This is a genomic window from Asticcacaulis sp. AND118 (genome assembly GCF_020535245.1).
Classification (GTDB): Bacteria; Pseudomonadota; Alphaproteobacteria; order Caulobacterales; family Caulobacteraceae; genus Asticcacaulis.
Window position 1 is genome coordinate 127,785 of the sequence record NZ_CP084911.1, and the last position, 18,346, is coordinate 146,130.

Genomic DNA, 18,346 nt, shown 5'->3' on the forward strand with positions numbered 1-18,346 from the left:
CACAAATCTGCTGACAGCGAGCGTCAGTTTACGCCGCGCGACGGCTGACGAAGCTTTCCACCGCCGAGGACAGGCTTTGCAGGGCATCGGTCACCCGTTGAGCCGTCTCATCGAGGCGCTGGTTGGCTTCGCGCGAATGGGCGACTTGCTGCGCCGCGTCGCGCACCGCCTGCTGCGTGGTTTCGGCATTGCGCGACGCCGTGCTGGCGCCGGTGGAGATGGCCGAAGCCGCCGTGCTTTGTTCGTGCACCGCGCCGTAGATGCCCGCCGACAGGTTCTCGACCTCGATCAGCACGTCGCTGATGGTGCGGATGGCGTCGACGGTTTCGCGGGTCGCCGTCTGAATGGCCGATATCTGGCTGACAATATCTTCCGTCGCCTTGGCCGTCTGGTTGGCCAGCGATTTGACTTCGGTGGCGACGACGGCAAAGCCCTTGCCCGCCTCGCCCGCGCGCGCCGCTTCGATGGTGGCGTTGAGCGCCAGCAGATTGGTCTGCGAGGCGATGCTCTGGATCAGGCGCACCACGTCGTCGATCCGTTCGGCGGCTTCAACCAGTTGCCCGACCTTCTGAGAGGCCTGTTCACCCTCCTGCCCGGCCTTGCGGATGACGTCGGACGCGCTCTGCACCGAGGCGGTGACTTCTTCGATGGTCGCCGCCAGTTGCGTCGTGGCTTCGGCCATGTCGGCCACGGAACCCGAGGCCTGCGCGCTGGTGTCCGCCGCCTGCGCTGTGGCGCGTTCGGTATGGGCGCCCGCCTCGCGCAAGGTATGGCTGAGGCCCGTGAAGGTGCGAATATCGCCTTGCAGCGTCTCGAACAGACCGCGCACCTGCTCCAGAAAGCGTTCGACGTCCTGCTGCCCGGCGTCGCGGCGCGCCAGGGCGGCGGTGGCCTCTTCGGCCTGTTGTCGGCGCATGGCTTCGCGTTCGCGGGCGGCCTCACGCAGATCGGTGACGGCGCGCGCGATCAGGGCGATCTCGTCCTGACCCTTGGCGTGCGGAATGTCGCGGTCGAGTTGGCCCTGCGCTACGTCGCGCGCGGCGGAGGCGATGGTCTGGATTTTGCCCAGTTCGCGGCCCAGCAGCGGATAGAGCACGGCCGCCGTGGCGACCAGCGTGGCGAGCGCAAAGCCCAGCATGGTCAGCGCCTGCCCCCACAGGGCGTTGGTCAGCGCCGACACCTTCGCTACGCCGACGAAGACGACGCCGATTACTTCGCCGCCGCCATTGCGAATGGGCGCGTAGGCTGTTTGGTAGTCCTCACCAAGAATGGCGGCCTTGCCGAAATAGGCTTCACCCTTGCTGAGCGACGGCCAGGCGGCGCTGTCCTTGCCCAGGTTAGTGCCGACGGCACGATTGCCATCCGGCTTGACGACATTGGTGGACACGCGGATGAAGTCGCCGGCCTTTTCGGGGTCGGCGGCAAACAGCGTCACATAACCCTTGTTGATCTTGCCGGTCTCGTCGACCAGCGTATGATCCTCCGACACCGGGATACTTTCGGCGGTCACCGCGCGCACCACGCCGTCGATAGCTTCGACCTGCCCCCCGTTGGCCGTGGCGAAGCGATCCGCCGCCACGCCAAGCGACCATTCGAGGTCGCGCCTTATCTGGGCTTCCTGATTGGCGCGATAGTTGAAAAATTCGATCCCGGCCAAGGCCAGCACGGCGACGCTGATGCACAGGAAGACGGTCGACAGGATACGACCGCGAAGTGTGGAAAAAATCGACATGCCTACGCCTCGGACAAACGCTGAAATTCATCCGCGACTATTTGTCGCTATGGTAACGAAGTTCTTAATTTTCGGACAGCAGATTTAAAAAAAGGACCTCCGAAGAGGTCCCTTTTAAAAGCGATCGTTACTCAGATACCGCTCAGGATCAGGCAGCCCTCGCCGCCTTGTCCTTCAGGCCCTGCAGACGTTCAGCGACGAGGAAGCTCAGTTCCAGCGCCTGATCCGCATTGAGACGCGGGTCGCAGTGCGTGTGGTAGCGGTGGCTCAGTTCGTCCTCGCTCAAGGCGTGCGCGCCGCCCAGACATTCCGTGACGTTCTGACCCGTCATTTCGAGGTGCAGGCCGCCCGGATGAACATTTTCCGACGCCGCGATATCGATGAACGAACGCACCTCGGAGAGGATGCGGTCGAACGGACGCGTCTTGTAGCCATTGGCCGCCTTGACGACATTGCCGTGCATGGGGTCGATCGACCACACCACCGGCACGCCGTGTTCGCGCGACGCCTTCATCAGGCGCGGCAGGCGTTCGCCAACCTTGTCCGAGCCGAAACGGCCGATCAGGGTCAGGCGGCCCGGAATGCCTTCCGGGTTGAGGGCGTCGATCAGACGCTTCAGATCGTCAGGCTCCAGCGTCGGGCCACACTTCACGCCGATGGGGTTCTTGATCCCCTGCATGAAGTGGACATGCGCCCCGTCAAGTTGACGCGTGCGCTCGCCGATCCACAGCATATGGGCCGAGGTGTCGTACCAGTCGCCGGAGGTCGAATCCACCCGCGTCAGGGCCTGCTCGTAGTTGAGCAGCAGCGCCTCGTGCGAGGTGAAGAAGTCTACCTGACGGATTTCCTGCGCCTTGTCCGAAGTGATGCCGATGGCCGACATGAAGTTCAGCGTCTCGGAAATCTTTTCGGCCAGTTCGCGGTAACGCTCGCCCTGCGGCGAACCCGACACGAAGCCCAGTGTCCACTTGTGGATGTTGTACAGGTCGGCATAGCCGCCATTGGCGAAGGCGCGCAGCAGGTTCAGGGTCGAAGACGACTGATGGTAGGCCTTGACCAGGCGCTGCGGGTCCGGAATGCGCGCTTCGGGCGTGAACTCCATGCCGTTGATATTGTCGCCGCGATAGCTGGGCAGGGTCACGTCGCCGATGGTCTCGATCGGCGAGGAGCGCGGCTTGCCAAACTGACCCGCGATGCGGCCCAGCTTCACCACCGGTTTGCCGCCGGCAAAGGTCAGCACGACCGCCATCTGCAGGATCAGGCGGAAGGTGTCGCGGATATTGTCGGCCGAAAACTCTTTAAAGCTTTCGGCGCAGTCGCCGCCCTGCAACAAGAAGGCTTCGCCATTGGCGACCTTGCCCAGAGCGGTCGTCAGACGGCGAGCTTCACCGGCGAAGACCAGAGGCGGGAGCGTGGCGATTTCGGCCTCAGCGGCACGTAACGCCGCCGCATCGGGGTAATCGTCAGGAATGTGGAGCGCGGGGCGCGCGCGCCAGCTATGGGGAGACCAGGACTTGTTCATGGCCGCTATTTAAGCGGAGGTGGAAGCAAACTCAATATCCACAATCACCGAAAACTGACAAAATCACTTAGAACACAGTATTTTATAGTATATTCCGCAACCATGTCTCTGAAAGAGCGGTGTCTCAGTCCGCCTTTGCCGCCGTGCGCGCCATCAGGTAGATGGCCGTGACCAGCGCCATCAGGGCCAGCCACCACTCCTGCCAGATGCCGAAGCTGAGTTGCGCCATGACGAAAAAGGCCGAAAGCGCGGCCATGGCGTAGGGCCGCGGATCGGCCCCGGCGGCGGCGCTGGCGCTCGACAGATCGCGCAGTTCGGTAAGGGGCTCTGCAGACGCTTGCGGGGCCCCGCGCCCGATGCGCAGGATGATCAGCACCCACACCGCCGCCAGCAGGAACAGGCCGATATAGCCCAGCTCCAGCCCGACCTGGATCGACATATTATGCGGATGCAGCGGGATGGCCTTGCCGAAATGACGGCTGGAATCGAAGCCCCAGCCAAGGAACGGCTTGCGCAATATCTTTTCCGCCGCGAACTCCCAGATGTCGAGGCGCGCATCCCACGAGGCCGGCAGGAACTGACGCGCATTGTCGCCCCAGCCCATGCGGCGGATGGTGTCGATGATCAGCGGGGTGAACAGGATCTTGAACGCCACCAGCGTGGCGATGACCTTGTAGATGCTGAAACCACCGAGTGCCGGGAAGGTCCGCACGATCCAGAAGACGGCGAACGAGACGATCAGGGCCAGGGTCGGCGCATTGGCTCCGGTGACCAGCGGCGCCAGCACGCACGCCGCCAGCGCCACGACCTTCAGCAGACGCGATTTGTGCTCCCCGGCCAGCATCAGCGGCCAGTAGAGCAGCACAAAGGCATAGGTGGCGATCGAGACCTTGACCATGGCCAGGTCGGGGCGGATCGGCTGATAAAGCGCCGCCGAGATCGACTGATAAAGACGTGCGCCCGACAGGGCGTCCATAATGATCAACGCACACAGGCCGATATAGGCGTAAAGCAGCCCGGTCATCAGGCCCGACGCCGTTTTCGGCTTCATGCGCCAGGCGGCGAGGATCAGCGCGCCGTACCACACCGGCTGAAGGATCATCTTCAGCCATGCCTGATCCTCCCAGGTGTCGTATTGACTGAAATCCGCGCCGCTGTGCAGATCGTAAAGCAGGGTCGAGCGCAACACCAGCCACGCCAGCAGCACCAGCAACACCGCGCCGATCCAGCCGAAATCCTTCACGTACCGCCAGTAGCCCAGCAACAGCAGCCCGCCGAAGGTCGCCGTCAGGGCATAGCCCAACGGTCCCGCATAGGTGAAGAAGGCGAAGAAGGTCAGGGTAATCGCCATGACCACGCCCGTATAGGACGGCATTTGGAATGTCTGCGCTTTAGCCGGAGCCATTTTTACAATCTTTTCGAGTATAGCTGTCCGTACACTCTATTTGGTGCAGAAATAAGACGGACTTAACAGGCTCGTAAATTCATACCTCCCCATCTTTGATGGGGAGGGGGACCGCACGAACCGCCAAGGCGGTGAGATGTGGTGGTGGGGGTTCTTTCTGCAGCCCACTCAGTAGTTGGATATACCGTAAGATACCCCACCACCATCTTAGCTGCGCTCGATGGTCCCCCTCCCCGGCATAGCCGGGGAGGTATAAACAGCGATTACGCGATGCGCTTGTCCTTGAGCGTAACGAATTCTTCCGCCGCCGTCGGGTGGACGGCGCACGTGGCGTCCCACTGGGCCTTGGTCAGTCCCGCCTTCACGGCGATGCCCGCCATCTGGATGATCTCGGCCGAGTCTGGCCCGACCATATGCGCCCCCAGCACCACGTCGGTCTTGTGATCGACGATCAGCTTCATCAGGGTGCGGCTCTCACCCGCCACGAAGGCGGTCTTCATCGGCTTGAAGCGCGCCGTGTAGATGTCTACGCGGATGCCGCGCGCCACGGCGTCCTGCTCGGTCAGGCCGACCGTGCCGATCTGCGGCTGCGAAAACACCGCCGTCGGGATGTTGGCGTAGTCGTAGGCGGTCGGATTGTTCTTGAACGCCGTCTCGACAAAGGCCACGGCCTCGCGGATGGCCACCGGCGTCAGGTTGCAGCGATTGGTTACGTCGCCCACCGCAAAGATATGTTCGACCGCCGTGCGTGAGTACGCATCGACGATCACGGCCCCGTCGCGGTCCAGCTCGACCCCGATATCTTTCAGCCCCAGTGCCGCCGTATGCGGGCGGCGGCCGGTGGCGTAAAGCACTGTATCGACCGTCAGTTCGGTGTCGTCGGTGAGGGTGACCTTGATGCCCTTGTCGGTCTTTTCCAGCTTTTTCGGATCGGCGTGGCACATGACCTTGATGCCCTTCTTGCCGATCTCCTGCGTCAGGTGCTCGCGCACTTCCTGATCGAAGGCGCGCAGAATCTGGTCGCCGCGATAGAGGATGTGCGTATCGACGCCCCAGCCGTTCAGCACCCCGGCGAACTCCACCGCGATATAACCGCCGCCGACGATGGCGATGGACTTCGGCAGCTTGTCGAGCCCGAACATCTCGTTAGAGGTGATGGCCAGTTCGCAGCCCTCGACCTCTTCCGGCACGAAGGGGTGACCGCCGACGGCGATCAGTATGGTCTTCGCCGTCACCTCATAGGCGTCGTCGCCATTGGTCGGCGTTAACAGCACCGTATGCGGCCCGGTCATCCTGGCCCAGGCGGGAATCAGGTCCGCCCCGGCCTTGACCAGATTGGCGGCGTAGATGTCTGACAGGCGCGACACCTCGGCCTGATTGGCGTTGCGGAACTTGGTCCAGTCGAACCTGCCCGTCTGCGCCTCCCAGCCGAAGCCACGCGCATAGGCTACCTGCTCCGGCACTTCGGAGGCGTAGACCATGAACTTCTTGGGCACGCAGCCACGCAGAACGCAGGTGCCGCCGGGCTTGTCGCCTTCGGCCACGCCCACCTTGAGGCCCAGTTGCGCGCTCAGGCGCGCCGCGCGCACCCCGCCGGAGCCGGCCCCCAGCACGAAGAGATCATAGTCGAATTTGGACATGTCAGGCTTTCTTACGGATGAAGGACATCGACGCCGTTGTCGGTGCCGATCAGCGCGATGTCGGCCAGGTCGAGGAACAGGCCGTGATCGACGACCCCCGTGGTGGCTTTCAGCGCGCTGGCCAGTCCGGAAGGATCGTGGATCACCCCGCACGGCACGTCGAAGATAAGATTGCCGCCGTCGGTCACAAAGGTCTCACCGCCTTTTTTCCGCAAAACCGGCATCTTCGCGATATCGAATTCGCTCAGCACGTCGCAGATGCGGTTGATCGTACCCTTATAGGCGAACGGGTCCACCTCGATCGGCAGGGCGAAGGCCCCCAGCGTGCCGACATGCTTGGCCGCATCGGCGATGACGATGCAGCGGTCGGCCAGTTCCCAGATCAGCTTTTCGCGCAGCAAGGCTCCGCCGCCGCCCTTGATCAGGGCCAGCCCTTCACCGATCTCGTCCGCGCCGTCGACGCAGACATCGAGCTTACCCACGTCGTTGATGTCCCTGATCACCAGCCCCAGCGCCTGCGCCATCTGCGTCGTCTGATTCGAGGTGGACACGAGGGTCAGCTTCATACCGCCCTGCACCGCGTCGGCGACCGCCTTGACGAACCACGCCGCGGTCGAACCGGTGCCGAGCCCCACCTTCATGCCGTCGCGAATATGGTCGATAGCCGCCAGCCCGGCGGCCTGCTTCTGAATCTCTGCGCTCATCTTTTCAATGCCGCCTTTTCTGCGGATTTGCGTTCCCGGAAGGCCTTTGCCCATCCGGTTTTCTCGGTCTGTTGCGCGCGCTCGAAGGCCAGCGCGTCTGCGGGGACATCCTGAGTGATCACCGAGCCCGACCCGGTAATGGCCCCGGCCCCCACGGTCACCGGCGCGACCAGAGAGGCGTTGGAACCGATGAAGGCCCCTTCGCCGATCACCGTGCGATGCTTGAAATAGCCATCATAGTTACAGAAGATGGTGCCGGCGCCGATATTGGCCTTCGCACCCACCTCGCCGTCGCCCAGATAGCTGAGGTGATTGGCCTTGGCCCCCTCGCCTATCTTCACGTTCTTCACCTCGACGAAATTGCCGATATGCACGTCCTTGCCGATGTCGGCGCCGGGACGCAGACGGGCATAGGGGCCGATCAGCGCGCCTTCGGCGACCACGGCCCCCTCAAGGTGCGAAAAGGCGCGGATAACCGCTCCTGACGCCACCTTCACCCCTTCGGCGAAGACGACATTGGGCTCGACCACCACGCCCGGCGCGATCTGCGTATCCCACGACAGGAAGACCGTGTCCGGGGCCGGCATGGTCACGCCGCCCAGCATCAGGGCGGTGCGGCGGCGCGACTGCCAGATCGATTCCGCAAAGGCCAGTTCCACCTGAGAATTGACGCCGGTGACGTCTTCCTCGGACACGAAACAGACCTTGGGATGCAGACCGCGTTCTCTGGCAAGGCCCACCACGTCGGTCAGGTAATATTCGCCCTTGGCATTGTCGTTGCGGACCTCATCCAGCAGCGAAAACAGGGTGGCGCGATCCGCCGCCAGCACGCCCGAATTGCAGGCGCGGATTTCAAGTTGTTCCGGAGTCGCCTCCTTGGCCTCGACGATAGCGCTGAGGTCGTCGGCCCCTTCGATGACCAGGCGGCCATAGGCCCCCGGATCGGCGGCCTCGAAGCCCAGAACGGCCAGATCGGACGTGTCGGCCAGATCGAAGACGGTCTTCAGCGTCTGCGTGTCGATCAGCGGGCAATCGGCATAGGAGACCACGACCTGACCATCGAAATCGCTGAGCGCCGCCTTGGCCGCCAGCACCGCATGGCCGGTCCCCAGAGGCGGGTCCTGTACCACGACGCTATCGGTCCCCAGCCGCTTGCGCGCGCTGTCGCCTACGGAAGGCGAATGCGCGCCGACCACGACGATGATGCGCTCGCAGTTCAGCCCCTCGGCGGCGTCGATGGCCAGGTCCATCATGGCCCGTCCGGCGACCCGGTGCAGCACCTTGGGCAGCGGTGATTTCATCCGCGTGCCCTGACCTGCCGCCAGAATGATCGCGGCGCGTTTGCGGTTTTGGCTCATTGTTTCGATTCACCTGTTGCCGTTCGGCCCGATTTAGACCAAAGCACCGGCGAATTGAACGTGAAAATCAACAGCCGGAGCGATTTTGCACATGACCACCCTACCCGACCTCAGCGGATACGGCATCGCCTTCGACCTCGACGGCACGCTGGTGGAAACCGCGCCGGACATTATCGGCACACTGAACACCATCCTTGCCGAATACGACGTGCCGCCCTTCCCCTATGAAGCGGCGCGCAGTCTGGTCGGGCGCGGCGCGCGCTCATTGATCCAGCGCGGCTTTGCGGCGGCCCATGTGCCGCTGACCGAAGAGGCCGAACTGCCGATGGTCGGACGCTTCCTCGACCTCTACCGTGAGCGTATCGATCAGGAGAGCCACGCCTTCCCGGGCCTCGAAACTGTGCTCGATCAACTGGCCGCCGCCGGCGCGAAGCTGGCCGTGTGCACCAACAAGCCGACGGCACTGTCGGAACTGCTGCTGACCCGATTGGGCCTGATCGGGCGTTTCGGCTCGGTGCGCGGCGCCGACAGCGTGCCGGTGAAGAAACCTGACGCCGTCCACCTGAAGGCCTGCGCCAACGATCTCGGCCTGCCGCTGGACAAGATGCTGCTGATCGGCGATTCCGAGACCGACTATCTGACGGCGCAGAACGCCCATGTGCCCTGCGTGCTGGTCAGCTTCGGCTATTGCGACACGCCGATGGAAGAGATGTCGCCCGCCGCCCTGATCCATCATTTCGACGAACTGCCCACAGCCATCGCCCGGATTGTGCGATAAAAGCTCTTGTCAGGGTCGCGCGCAGCGACTAATAAGCGCGCTCCCTGCTTTGGATGGACGCGTAGCTCAGCGGGAGAGCATTCGCTTCACACGCGAAGGGTCACAGGTTCAATCCCTGTCGCGTCCACCATTCCTAACTCCCCATCTGAAAACTGCGCCAGCACTTTGAACGGCAAGGTGGTTTCTGCGGTTCTATAACCGTCAAAACGCGAATAAATCAGTGGGGCGGCAAAAGCCAGTTTCAACACCGCTTTCTTGTTCTCCAAAACCGGACTTTTCCAAAGAATAGAAGGGTTTGAGAGAAACAGCATGGCGGTTCTATAAGCGCCGTCGAAACTCGGTGTTTTTTCCCGCTTGCGGTCGATCTTCTCACGGATCGCAACCTTTTCCTTTTCAATATCGCGCAGCCGCTTTTCGTACATCGTGCGGGTTTCCAAGCTGGTCGCGTCGATCACAAGATCGATGAGCGTTTCCGCCTTCTTCTCAAGCTTGATCAAATCGTCCTTGAGTGTGACCGCGCTTTTGCGCAAATCGTCCTCCACTTTTTCCCACCATACCTTCACAAGGACGCGCATGGCATCGAATAATGCCGGAGCCGGGCGGATGGTATCGAGTACGGCTTCAAACTCACCTTCGATCTTTTCGCGCCTGATCGACTTGCCGTAGCTGGCACAGGCTTTCGTGTGGCAGCAATAATAGGCGTGATAGGACACCCGCCCCTTTGTCCATCCGGCACGAAGTGGCGCATTGCAATCCGCACAGCAAACGGAACCGCGTAGCGGAAAATCTTCATTGAAGTCTTTCCGCGCGGGCGCGTGAACGGGCACGGCCAAACGCTGCTGAATGCGCTGATACGTCTGATAAGAAATAATCGGCTCATGATGGCCTTTTCTCAAAGACACATTCCAGTCCGGCGCTTCGACATAGCCCGAATAGACCACGCGCTTGAGAAGTTCAGGGACACGCGCATGATGGACGCGCCCCGTGCTATCCTTTGGAAACTCCGCCCGGCTATTGAGAAAGCGGCGCACTTCGGCTTGGGTGGCGAAGCGGCCCGACGCGAAGCCCTCCAAAGCTTCGCGAATGACGCCAGCCACAGGCTCTTGCGGCACAAGGATTTTCCCACGCTCGGTATCAATATAATCATAACCGACAGGCGCGTTGTAGACGTAAAACCCATCCAATAAACGGCCTCGCATCCGCTTAATGACCTGTTCGCCGTTTTTCTTGCGCTGATATTCGGAATTGAGTGCCTGAATGCCTTCGACGTATTCGCTATCGATGTCGTCGCGGAACTCCATAGATGGACATTCAAGGTCGCCGCCTGCGTTTCTGATTTTGCGGCGTAGATCGCGGTGAACTTCGTAATCCCGTGCCAGACGGTCGATATGGTCGATAATGACGACGACGCGAATGCCTCTGGCTTTATACTGGCGCAGCGCGATTAGCATCTCTTTCATCGCAGGACGGCCATGTCGCGCACCGCTAATGGCCTCACGAAACACCTTAACCACTTGATGGTTCCGGTGTTCAGCGAATTCCCGACCTGTCGCGGTTTGCGAGTCGAGGCCATGGCCTAACTTTTCCTGCTTCTTGCTGGAAACGCGGGCATAGATAAAGGCAATACGCTGTTCATTCGTTCTCATGTTGTCCCTTCTCTGTACCGTCGCGGCCTGTCGTATTGAATTTTCCTGTGAAGTCTGTGTCCTTAGAGTCTAACAGATCGGCGTCCACACCGTCACGGATTTTGACAGAGCTTCCCAGATCGAGGCCGTTCATCGAATAGCCCTGTTCGGTGTAAACCGCGAAGCAGGCGATCAGGCTCAAGATTTCGAGATAGGCCACCTTCTCTTCCGCCGTACCCTCAATGCAATCGACAAGGTGTAGATGGTCAGCAAGGTTGATCGTCATAAGGCGCATTTTCCCGGAGGTATGCGCTCTTAATCAGAACGCCTGCCACCGTTTATCAAAGGGTTGTGGAGGTTTAACCCGCGCCCGCCTCCCATTTGGGGGGATGGTCTAAGCCAATAAAAAAGCCGTCGCCTGAAACAGGGACAGCTTGGACGCAGTTTGGGTATTTCTTCCTATATACTGAACTAAAAATTTATAAAATTCAATAGCTTTAAATTTACTCGCCTCGATTGACAAAATTTGACAAACTTTGCCAAAAACTGGATAATGGGTAAAGAGGAGTTACCATCATGGCGACAATGAATGTTTCCCTGCCAGAACCTATGAAGGACTGGGTAGAGGCGCAAGCTGGAAGCGGGCGCTATGCCAATGCCAGCGATTATGTACGTGACCTTATCCGCAAAGATCAGGAACGCGCCGATAAAATTTCTGCGATGCAGAAGCTCATTACCGAGGGGCTCGAAAGCGGCGCACCGCAACCGTTCGACCGGGATTCTTTTCTTGCGCGGATGAATACCCGTACGGCTGGATAATGGGAAACAAGCCTTACCACCTTACCCCCGCCGCTATAAGCGATCTCGAAAATATTTGGACTTATTCGGCCTATACGTGGTCCCCGACACAAGCTGACCAATACATTGCCGGATTAACAAGCGCGTTCGATCTTATCGCCGACAATCCAGAGATAGCGCGTGAACGGTCAGAATACAGCCCTCCCGTGAGGATTTACAGACACCGTTCGCATATCGTGATTTATCAGGCCAGCAAAGACGCCGTCATCGTTATTCGTGTACGCCACGGCAATGAAGACTGGATGGGCGATCTCGCAGGAACAGACTGAAAAATACACTACGCGCCCTCACCAATAATTTCCGACAGTTCACCGTCGCGCCCTATAATAAGTGCAGTAGATAGCACATTCGCAAATATCTGTAAAACTTCAGGAAAATATTTCAAATTTTATGGAATATTAGCCCATTTTAACCCGCCCAGCCTAAAATAGGGGCATGGCGGATAATGAGGGCAAAGTTTCAGTCGGGTTGGTGTCCGGCGAACAGAATAACAAGGACGGACAGCAACCCGACCTCGCCACGGCCGTGGCGACGGCGATTTTTGAAGGTCGCAGCCTAAGCGACCGTTTCGCCCTTCGCGCATCTATCGAAGCCAATGCAGCCCTGAACCAGCCAGGCGCGGAAAACCTGATACTGTCCAAGTCCGGTCCGAATGCCACGCTTGTCGCCGAAGAAAAAGAGAAGGACGACCGCGAGAAGCTGTCAGATATGGCGGTGTCATATTCCGCCCTGACACAGGAACAAGCGGAATGGTCGCGCACCAAGCATGAATATTTCGGTGTGGCTTTGACGGGCGCGGAATGGGGCGAACTGGGCATGCGCCTGCAAACCGATAAACGCATGCAGGACTGGCTTGTAAACCGCCTCATGAAAGACGGCGACAGCCGCGAAGAGGCTGTGCGCAAAGCCAAGGAACTGGCCGATTTAGCGACGATACTTTCCAAGCCTGAAAACCAACGGACCAAGGAAGAACAGGCTAAAGTCGATGCGGCCCTGAAAGACCCGCAGTTTAACAAGATCATGCCGGAACTGAACGAACAGCGAATTGCAGGCAACCAGAAACTGGACGCCGAAAAGCCGCTGCATATGGAGCAAACCCAGTCCGTGGGCGATGGCGCAGAGATATTCGCGTCCGCGCCCAATATGACAGCGCATCATGCAAAGGCCAATGCCGCTACCGTGCCGCTGGATAACCCGGAAAAGCGCCCGGCACCCGCGCCACTCGCTGCGCCTGATTTAAGCCTATTGGGCTAACGCGCACCGCCAGTTTGATCGAGCCATTTCACCGCGCTGGCGCTCAACTCTGTATCGCCCATAAAGACGAGCAAGCGGGGTTCATTGCCGACGCCTACGGCGTAGATTGTCGCGCTATGCCCTTTCGGATGCCAGAACATGACCATAGGCAATCCATGCTGTTGCGTACCGTCGCTGGCGGTATGAACGGTGTCCGCGATAATAACGGGCCGCGTACCCGCCGTTTCTTTTTCCCGCACTTCCGCATCGAACTTGCCGCCGAACAGGAACGCTTTGCGCGTGCCGGGCTTACGGGCGTCATATAGCCTGATATTGGCCAGCTTCGCCCTAACACAGACATTTGCCGACTTTTCAACGCGGGGCAGATCGCCTTCAATCTGATACCCCACCGTGAAATCCGCGTTCGAGGTCACGGCATTCATATAGCGCGTGACCCGGACGCCAGTTTCAAGTTCCGGTGCATCATTGATCACCTTGCGGTCCCCGATAATCAGGATGGATTGTCCTTCCGCAGCCAGCGCCGCCTTCATCTTATCGAGCGACAAGCATTGCTTTGGCTCAAGCGCGAACGCCGCAGATGAAGCGTACAACGAAGCCGCAAAAGCACCCGCACCGACACAGATTTTGGGAAGAACAGACATGAAACCACCCGCAAGAAATACCGGGATGGCTTATCAAGCATGCAACCGTATCGGCAATTTAGTTGCTTGATTTGTTTAACAATTAGTTTGATTATTGAGTTAATATTTTACCGCTTCGTATCTGGCGGCGCATTTCTGCATCACTCAACTTTTTTCACCGCAACACTATTGCCGATAATGTTGCAACTTCGGAGGCCGCCGTGTCGTTTATCCAGTTTTCCCCATGGCAGGTGTACGACGACAGCGGCAGGCGCAAATACCTCAACGAGGCCGAGCGTCAGCGCTTTCTTGACGCCGCCGACCGCATGGCCCCGCACATACGCGCCCTTTGTTATGTGCTGGCCTATACCGGATGCAGGGTCAGCGAAGCGCTGAACTTAACGCGGCATAATCTGGACATCGAGCAAGCTAGCCTCACATTCAAAACCTTGAAGCGCAGACGGCCCGCCTTCCGGTCAGTCCCAATTCCGATAGAACTTGTTGAATTGTTGATAGGCTTGCCGCCCATCGGCAATGAGCGACTGTTTCCCATGTGCCGTGCGACCGCATGGCGGGCCGTCACGCATGTCATGCGATTGGCGAAGGTGGAAGGCCCGATGGCATCGTGTAAGGGGCTGCGCCACGGCTTCGGCATTCGTGCCGCATCCCGCGCCGTGCCGCCGAACCTGATTCAGCGCTGGCTAGGCCACGCCTCAATCGTCACGACCAGCATCTACCTCGACGCCGTGGGGCAGGAGGAGCGGGATTTTGCGGACCGGATGTGGTAAAAAACTATCACTCACACGTTCAATGCCACTATGAACATGATCGAATGAAGGCAATATTCCCTTATATACTACTCCCGTCATTTTCAGATTTCAGATGAATTTCCTTTTTGACTAAGGATTCTATCAAATCTTTCTTACCTTCAATTATACCAGAAACTTCTTCTATATTGTTGAAATCCACATCATTTACTCCAGAACGAACTCCAAATATAAAAGACCTAGAAAGTGAAGGCGGCTCCACAAGATATCCTTTAATTATATCCCCATCCCTCTGTTTAATAAATTTATATAAGCAGAACCCAATTGAAACTCCGCTATTTGAAAGTTCACTATATTCAATTAATGTTTTATCAAATGAATTTATAAAATCCACATGCCTTATGTGCTTTATTTTTCCCGATTCAATTATAACCCCTTCTATAAGCGGCCCATTTTTTCCAAAATTTATGCGTATCACCGCGTGATTTACAATATTATTGTTAGGGCCGATTAAGGTATTAACCCAAATTCCCGCCTTATTCACTATGAAACGTCGATTTGGGCCGCGCGTATGAATATCTTTTGAATAATCCACAGACCAAGTTTCAGATGCCTTCTCCCTCCAGAGAATGTCAAAATGAAGTTCAAAAAGATCAATTATAGATTGATCAGATGACTTATAAACACTAGTTACAGTCTTCGCCTTATCATAAACCCAACCAAAATATACCTCTTTAAATCTAGTTTGAGAATTTTCTATTATAATAAAATTTATAATAGGCATCGTACTTTTTATAACTGAAATCCTATGCTCTCCGCAGGCATCAGATTTATTTTTAAAAATCCTTGTATGGCGAAAATCGTGAAGCTCGTTAACGCTAATTATGTCGCTCCAACTATTAGAATTGTCGGCTGATAAAAACTTCTCATATATTCCACAAATATCATTTTCAATTGCGGAGCTTATTCCCGGCGCACCACCAACATTTAAAAATGTGTTTTTAACAGAAGTTGAATTTAATATTGATTTATAAAGCTCAGTTCTCACAGAGTTACTTGGGCCGACATATTGAATTGCTGCAGAAGAACTAATGGCACTGATAAGTTCAGAATGAGAATTATCTTGACGTTTTTCACGCGCCATATCCGCTACAACCATTGATATTCGCTCACCAGCAAAGCCAAAAAGCAAGGCAAGCATTGAAATTTTGAATGAATCTAAATTTTCCTTGAAATAATCACCCCCAGATACATCAGCCGAACTTGGTACACTATACGACAAGACAGAGTAGGAATAGAAACCTATTGCCAGCAACCATCCAAATATACTAATAAATTTACTTAAATAATCTAACTTTAAAGATGAGTTACTCGAAAGGTTGCTTTTCATGGCAAGTTCTCCAGATGCACGCCATTTAAGCGTTAAGGATGCGTTGGAAGTCATGGCAATCGGAGCCGCAATCCCGACAGCTATCGCATTCGGAATCGCGGCAATCGCACACTATGTATCTTTAAAGGATGTTCCCCCGCCTGAGCTTCCCAGAACTATCGAAGCACCGCAATCGCCAAATCCTTAATTCGCGCGAATGTTGCGCGTTTGCAACCGTCGCAAAAAGTTGCTTAAAATGAAAGGCGTTCCCCCGCTGATGGTAGAGCATCGTGAGCTTAGTGGATCGAACGCACGTCGCGTATCCACACCATCCATGGAGCGATTTTGAAGTAGGGCCGCGTGCTAATAACAAACAAATGCGGCTGATTGGCGATTCTCACTATCTGGCTATTGCCAAGCGCCAGCACATCCTCGGATTGCAGCACCGGGCGCTTGCTTTCAGATAGTGACGCATTGGCCGCTTCCAGCTTGCCCCCGCTATGGCTTTGCCCTTGGCTTAACACCGTCATATTGCCGGACCACAGGCTTATATCCCGTAACAACGCCGGGTCTTGTGTATCCTTCATGGTGAAGCACTGGGCCTGATCTTCGATCTCAAGCACGTCGGGCTTCGACCATTTTCCCTCAAGCGACTGGCGACCTTGCGAGAACACCCAAGGCTGCACGCCCTTCCCGCGATAAAGGCGGAGCGTCCGCATAAACGCATGTCCGGGGGGAAGCTGCGCAAACTCGTCAAGCAATAAAGTGGTGCGCAACGGGCCGCGTTCGGCGGCTATCGCTTCAATCGCCACATTGATAATCAGGCTGATCCACGGTGCGGCAACATCCAGCTTGTCGGACCGCACCATGATATAAACTGTGCATGGCTCATGCTTGAGACGGCGAAAATCGAACTCATTGACGAGCGTAGCGTTGGCGAGGCTCTTTTCCGCCTCGAACGCAGTCACGGCCTTATTCAGGACGCTCTTATACGCAGCCCACTGCGTCACGGCGTTCTGGAAGATCGAGCGCATGGCGGCGGCGCGGCGGGCGATCCCCGTAATGCCGCAGCTTTCCATCATGACGAACGTAGTATCCATATCCTCGTCGGATGCCTGCACCTTCGCCCACAGCCCCGCCAGATTGCAATTCTCCTGATCCAGATGGGCCAGATATTCCATTGTCACGGACAGAAAATCGATGGCCCCGTCACGCGGCCATGTTTGTTCGTTTTTCACCACCGGGCACAGGATATGCGCCAAGTCAGCCGCTTCCGTGTCGATCTTGCGCCCCGCATTTACAATGTCGATCAGGACTTGCAGCGGATTGATGCGCGTATTCGGCAGATCATGCAGGCCGAACGGGTTCAGGCAGATGCAGGTGTGGCCGGGCAATGAAGCGCGCAGTCGATACGTGGCAAAGGCGTTTTCCCCGTCCTTGACGTCGATTACGATAAGGCTGCGGTCACGCACATGGGCAAGATTCGGCAGCACATAATTGATGCCCTTGCCGCCGCCCGTGCGCAGGTAGGTCAGCAACGGCCCGTCGCCGTTGAAAAACACCATACGCCCATTGAACGTACCTAGATACAGCCCGTTCATGTTGAAAAGGCCAGCACGTTCGGCATCTTTCATGGTGGCAAGCCGACCGTCGCCCAACTGACCGGATGCTTGCGCCTCATCCATGAAGGCTTCCAGTTCCTTGGCCTTCTTTTCGGCGCGGGCGGCCTGCAACTGGTTGAAGAAGAACTGGTACAGGGACATCAATCCCTGCACCAGTCCGAGAAAGCCGTTACCGCTTCTCATGGATCGCGCCATCTTCTTCCGGGATGGCGTCATCTTCCGCCCACACGGGAAGCGGCAGAGGCGGCTTCGGGCGCAGTTCGTTCAGCTTGGCGATATACTCGTCCGGCGTCGGCATTGATGGCAGACCCCTTAAAGCCTTCATATCCACTTTTGCTGTGTCCCGAAGTTCCGCCATCAGTTCACGCTCAAGTCGTTCAGAATAAGACAGAGCGGAATCGCCCATGCCCGGCGCGGCAAGGTTCAGGACGCGGCCCCACATACGCGAAAGATTGACGATACCGACATCACCGGACTGTACCGCCTGCTTAAGCTGCACTGTCACATGTTGAAGATATTGCTGCATCCGGGCCAGCATTTCGGCCTGAATGCGGACGATCTCCCACTGACCTTTGTAGGTTTCGGCCAGAAACTGGACATTGGCGTCGAAACGCTTTTGTTCCAGTTGGTAGTTATATTCGTTTTGCTGGCGGTAGGCATCGAGGCGCACCGTGAACTTGGCTTCCGAGCGCTTGACCGCCTTCGTCACTTCCTCCTGAACCAACGATTCATAGGTTTTAACGATGTCGGAGGGCTTCCAGTCGAAGGGGAAGTACTTTTCCGCGCCGACAAACAGGAAGATGGTCAGAAGGGACGCGAACAACGCCGCAATGGCAGGCGACACGTCCTTGCGTCCGTTGCCCTTCGTGGTGGTCAGCGTGCCGCTGGCTTTCAGCGCGTCAGCATCCGCCGGCGCACCCTTGGTTTGTTCCGGGCCGTCCGCGCCGTAGCGCAGGGCGATTTCATGGTCTTGGGGTTGATCGTTCATATAAGGCTCCCGCCGTGGGTTGGTGACGGGAGCGGTGTATCAGCGCGTTTTCTGAAACTTGGGGGGATGAAAAAGGGCCGCGCCCATTACACCGGACGCGGCCC

17 protein-coding genes and 1 tRNA gene are annotated in these 18,346 nt (G+C 57.5%); 6 read left to right on the forward strand and 12 right to left on the reverse strand.

The features are described from left to right. Window positions 1-28 precede the first annotated feature (28 nt). The 6 genes from LH365_RS14100 to glmU form a co-directional block, all read right to left on the reverse strand. On the reverse strand, window positions 29-1,732 hold the full coding sequence (locus LH365_RS14100) for a methyl-accepting chemotaxis protein (RefSeq protein WP_226745997.1): 1,704 nt from the start codon (window positions 1,730-1,732) through the stop codon (window positions 29-31). Window positions 1,733-1,880: 148 nt separating this feature from the next. Further along, a complete protein-coding gene (locus LH365_RS14105) occupies window positions 1,881-3,254 on the reverse strand; it encodes a class II 3-deoxy-7-phosphoheptulonate synthase (RefSeq protein ID WP_226745998.1) in 1,374 nt (457 codons plus the stop codon). Window positions 3,255-3,378: 124 nt separating this feature from the next. Next, complete coding sequence (locus LH365_RS14110; protein WP_226745999.1) at window positions 3,379-4,629, reverse strand: O-antigen ligase; 1,251 nt, start codon at window positions 4,627-4,629, stop codon at window positions 3,379-3,381. A 293-nt stretch (window positions 4,630-4,922) separates the two neighbouring features. Beyond that, window positions 4,923-6,299, reverse strand: coding sequence for a glutathione-disulfide reductase (gene gor / locus LH365_RS14115; RefSeq protein WP_226746000.1), 1,377 nt, complete (start codon window positions 6,297-6,299; stop codon window positions 4,923-4,925). 11 nt (window positions 6,300-6,310) lie between these two features. Further along, complete coding sequence (gene rpiA, locus LH365_RS14120) at window positions 6,311-7,003, reverse strand: ribose-5-phosphate isomerase RpiA (RefSeq protein ID WP_226746001.1); 693 nt, start codon at window positions 7,001-7,003, stop codon at window positions 6,311-6,313. Continuing rightward, window positions 7,000-8,361 carry a bifunctional UDP-N-acetylglucosamine diphosphorylase/glucosamine-1-phosphate N-acetyltransferase GlmU gene (gene glmU, locus LH365_RS14125; RefSeq protein ID WP_226746002.1) on the reverse strand — a complete coding sequence of 454 codons (1,362 nt, stop codon included), beginning with the start codon at window positions 8,359-8,361 and terminating at the stop codon, window positions 7,000-7,002. Before glmU ends, rpiA begins: the two co-directional genes overlap by 4 nt. A gap of 91 nt (window positions 8,362-8,452) precedes the next feature. Here glmU and LH365_RS14130 point away from each other — a divergent pair, with 91 nt between their 5' ends. Beyond that, window positions 8,453-9,139 (forward strand): HAD-IA family hydrolase, encoded by a 687-nt coding sequence (locus tag LH365_RS14130; RefSeq protein ID WP_226746003.1) that lies wholly within the window; start codon window positions 8,453-8,455, stop codon window positions 9,137-9,139. Between the two features lie 55 nt (window positions 9,140-9,194). Next, a tRNA-Val gene (locus LH365_RS14135) sits at window positions 9,195-9,269 on the forward strand. Here LH365_RS14135 and LH365_RS18760 read toward each other — a convergent pair. Both LH365_RS18760 and LH365_RS14145 read right to left on the reverse strand, forming a co-directional pair. Next, entirely contained in the window at window positions 9,226-10,785 is a 1,560-nt protein-coding gene (locus LH365_RS18760; protein ID WP_226746284.1) for a recombinase family protein, read from the reverse strand. The genes LH365_RS14135 and LH365_RS18760 overlap by 44 nt on opposite strands. After that, on the reverse strand, window positions 10,772-11,050 hold the full coding sequence (locus LH365_RS14145; protein WP_226746004.1) for a hypothetical protein: 279 nt from the start codon (window positions 11,048-11,050) through the stop codon (window positions 10,772-10,774). Before LH365_RS14145 ends, LH365_RS18760 begins: the two co-directional genes overlap by 14 nt. A gap of 290 nt (window positions 11,051-11,340) precedes the next feature. On the opposite strand from LH365_RS14145, the gene LH365_RS14150 reads away from it, so the two are divergent. From LH365_RS14150 to LH365_RS14160, 3 genes are all read left to right on the forward strand, one after another. Next, entirely contained in the window at window positions 11,341-11,583 is a 243-nt protein-coding gene (locus tag LH365_RS14150) for a type II toxin-antitoxin system ParD family antitoxin (protein WP_370639763.1), read from the forward strand. Then, complete coding sequence (locus tag LH365_RS14155) at window positions 11,583-11,891, forward strand: type II toxin-antitoxin system RelE/ParE family toxin (RefSeq protein ID WP_226746005.1); 309 nt, start codon at window positions 11,583-11,585, stop codon at window positions 11,889-11,891. The genes LH365_RS14150 and LH365_RS14155 overlap by 1 nt, the downstream gene beginning before the upstream one ends. Window positions 11,892-12,057: 166 nt before the next feature. After that, window positions 12,058-12,876 (forward strand): hypothetical protein, encoded by an 819-nt coding sequence (locus tag LH365_RS14160; protein WP_226746006.1) that lies wholly within the window; start codon window positions 12,058-12,060, stop codon window positions 12,874-12,876. On the opposite strand, the gene LH365_RS14165 is transcribed toward LH365_RS14160, so the two are convergent. Continuing rightward, window positions 12,873-13,517, reverse strand: a complete 645-nt coding sequence (locus LH365_RS14165; RefSeq protein ID WP_226746007.1) for a hypothetical protein — start codon at window positions 13,515-13,517, stop codon at window positions 12,873-12,875. The genes LH365_RS14160 and LH365_RS14165 overlap by 4 nt on opposite strands. 200 nt (window positions 13,518-13,717) lie before the next feature. Here LH365_RS14165 and LH365_RS14170 point away from each other — a divergent pair, with 200 nt between their 5' ends. Next, on the forward strand, window positions 13,718-14,284 hold the full coding sequence (locus tag LH365_RS14170) for a tyrosine-type recombinase/integrase (RefSeq protein ID WP_226746008.1): 567 nt from the start codon (window positions 13,718-13,720) through the stop codon (window positions 14,282-14,284). A 61-nt stretch (window positions 14,285-14,345) separates the two neighbouring features. Here LH365_RS14170 and LH365_RS14175 read toward each other — a convergent pair whose 3' ends face one another. The 3 genes from LH365_RS14175 to LH365_RS14185 form a co-directional block, all read right to left on the reverse strand. Continuing rightward, complete coding sequence (locus LH365_RS14175; protein ID WP_226746009.1) at window positions 14,346-15,653, reverse strand: hypothetical protein; 1,308 nt, start codon at window positions 15,651-15,653, stop codon at window positions 14,346-14,348. A 275-nt stretch (window positions 15,654-15,928) separates the two neighbouring features. Next, window positions 15,929-17,437: a type IV secretory system conjugative DNA transfer family protein gene (locus LH365_RS14180; protein WP_226746010.1), complete on the reverse strand. Its 1,509-nt coding sequence runs from the start codon at window positions 17,435-17,437 to the stop codon at window positions 15,929-15,931. Next, entirely contained in the window at window positions 17,424-18,242 is an 819-nt protein-coding gene (locus LH365_RS14185) for a hypothetical protein (RefSeq protein ID WP_226746011.1), read from the reverse strand. Before LH365_RS14185 ends, LH365_RS14180 begins: the two co-directional genes overlap by 14 nt. Window positions 18,243-18,346: the final 104 nt, after the last annotated feature.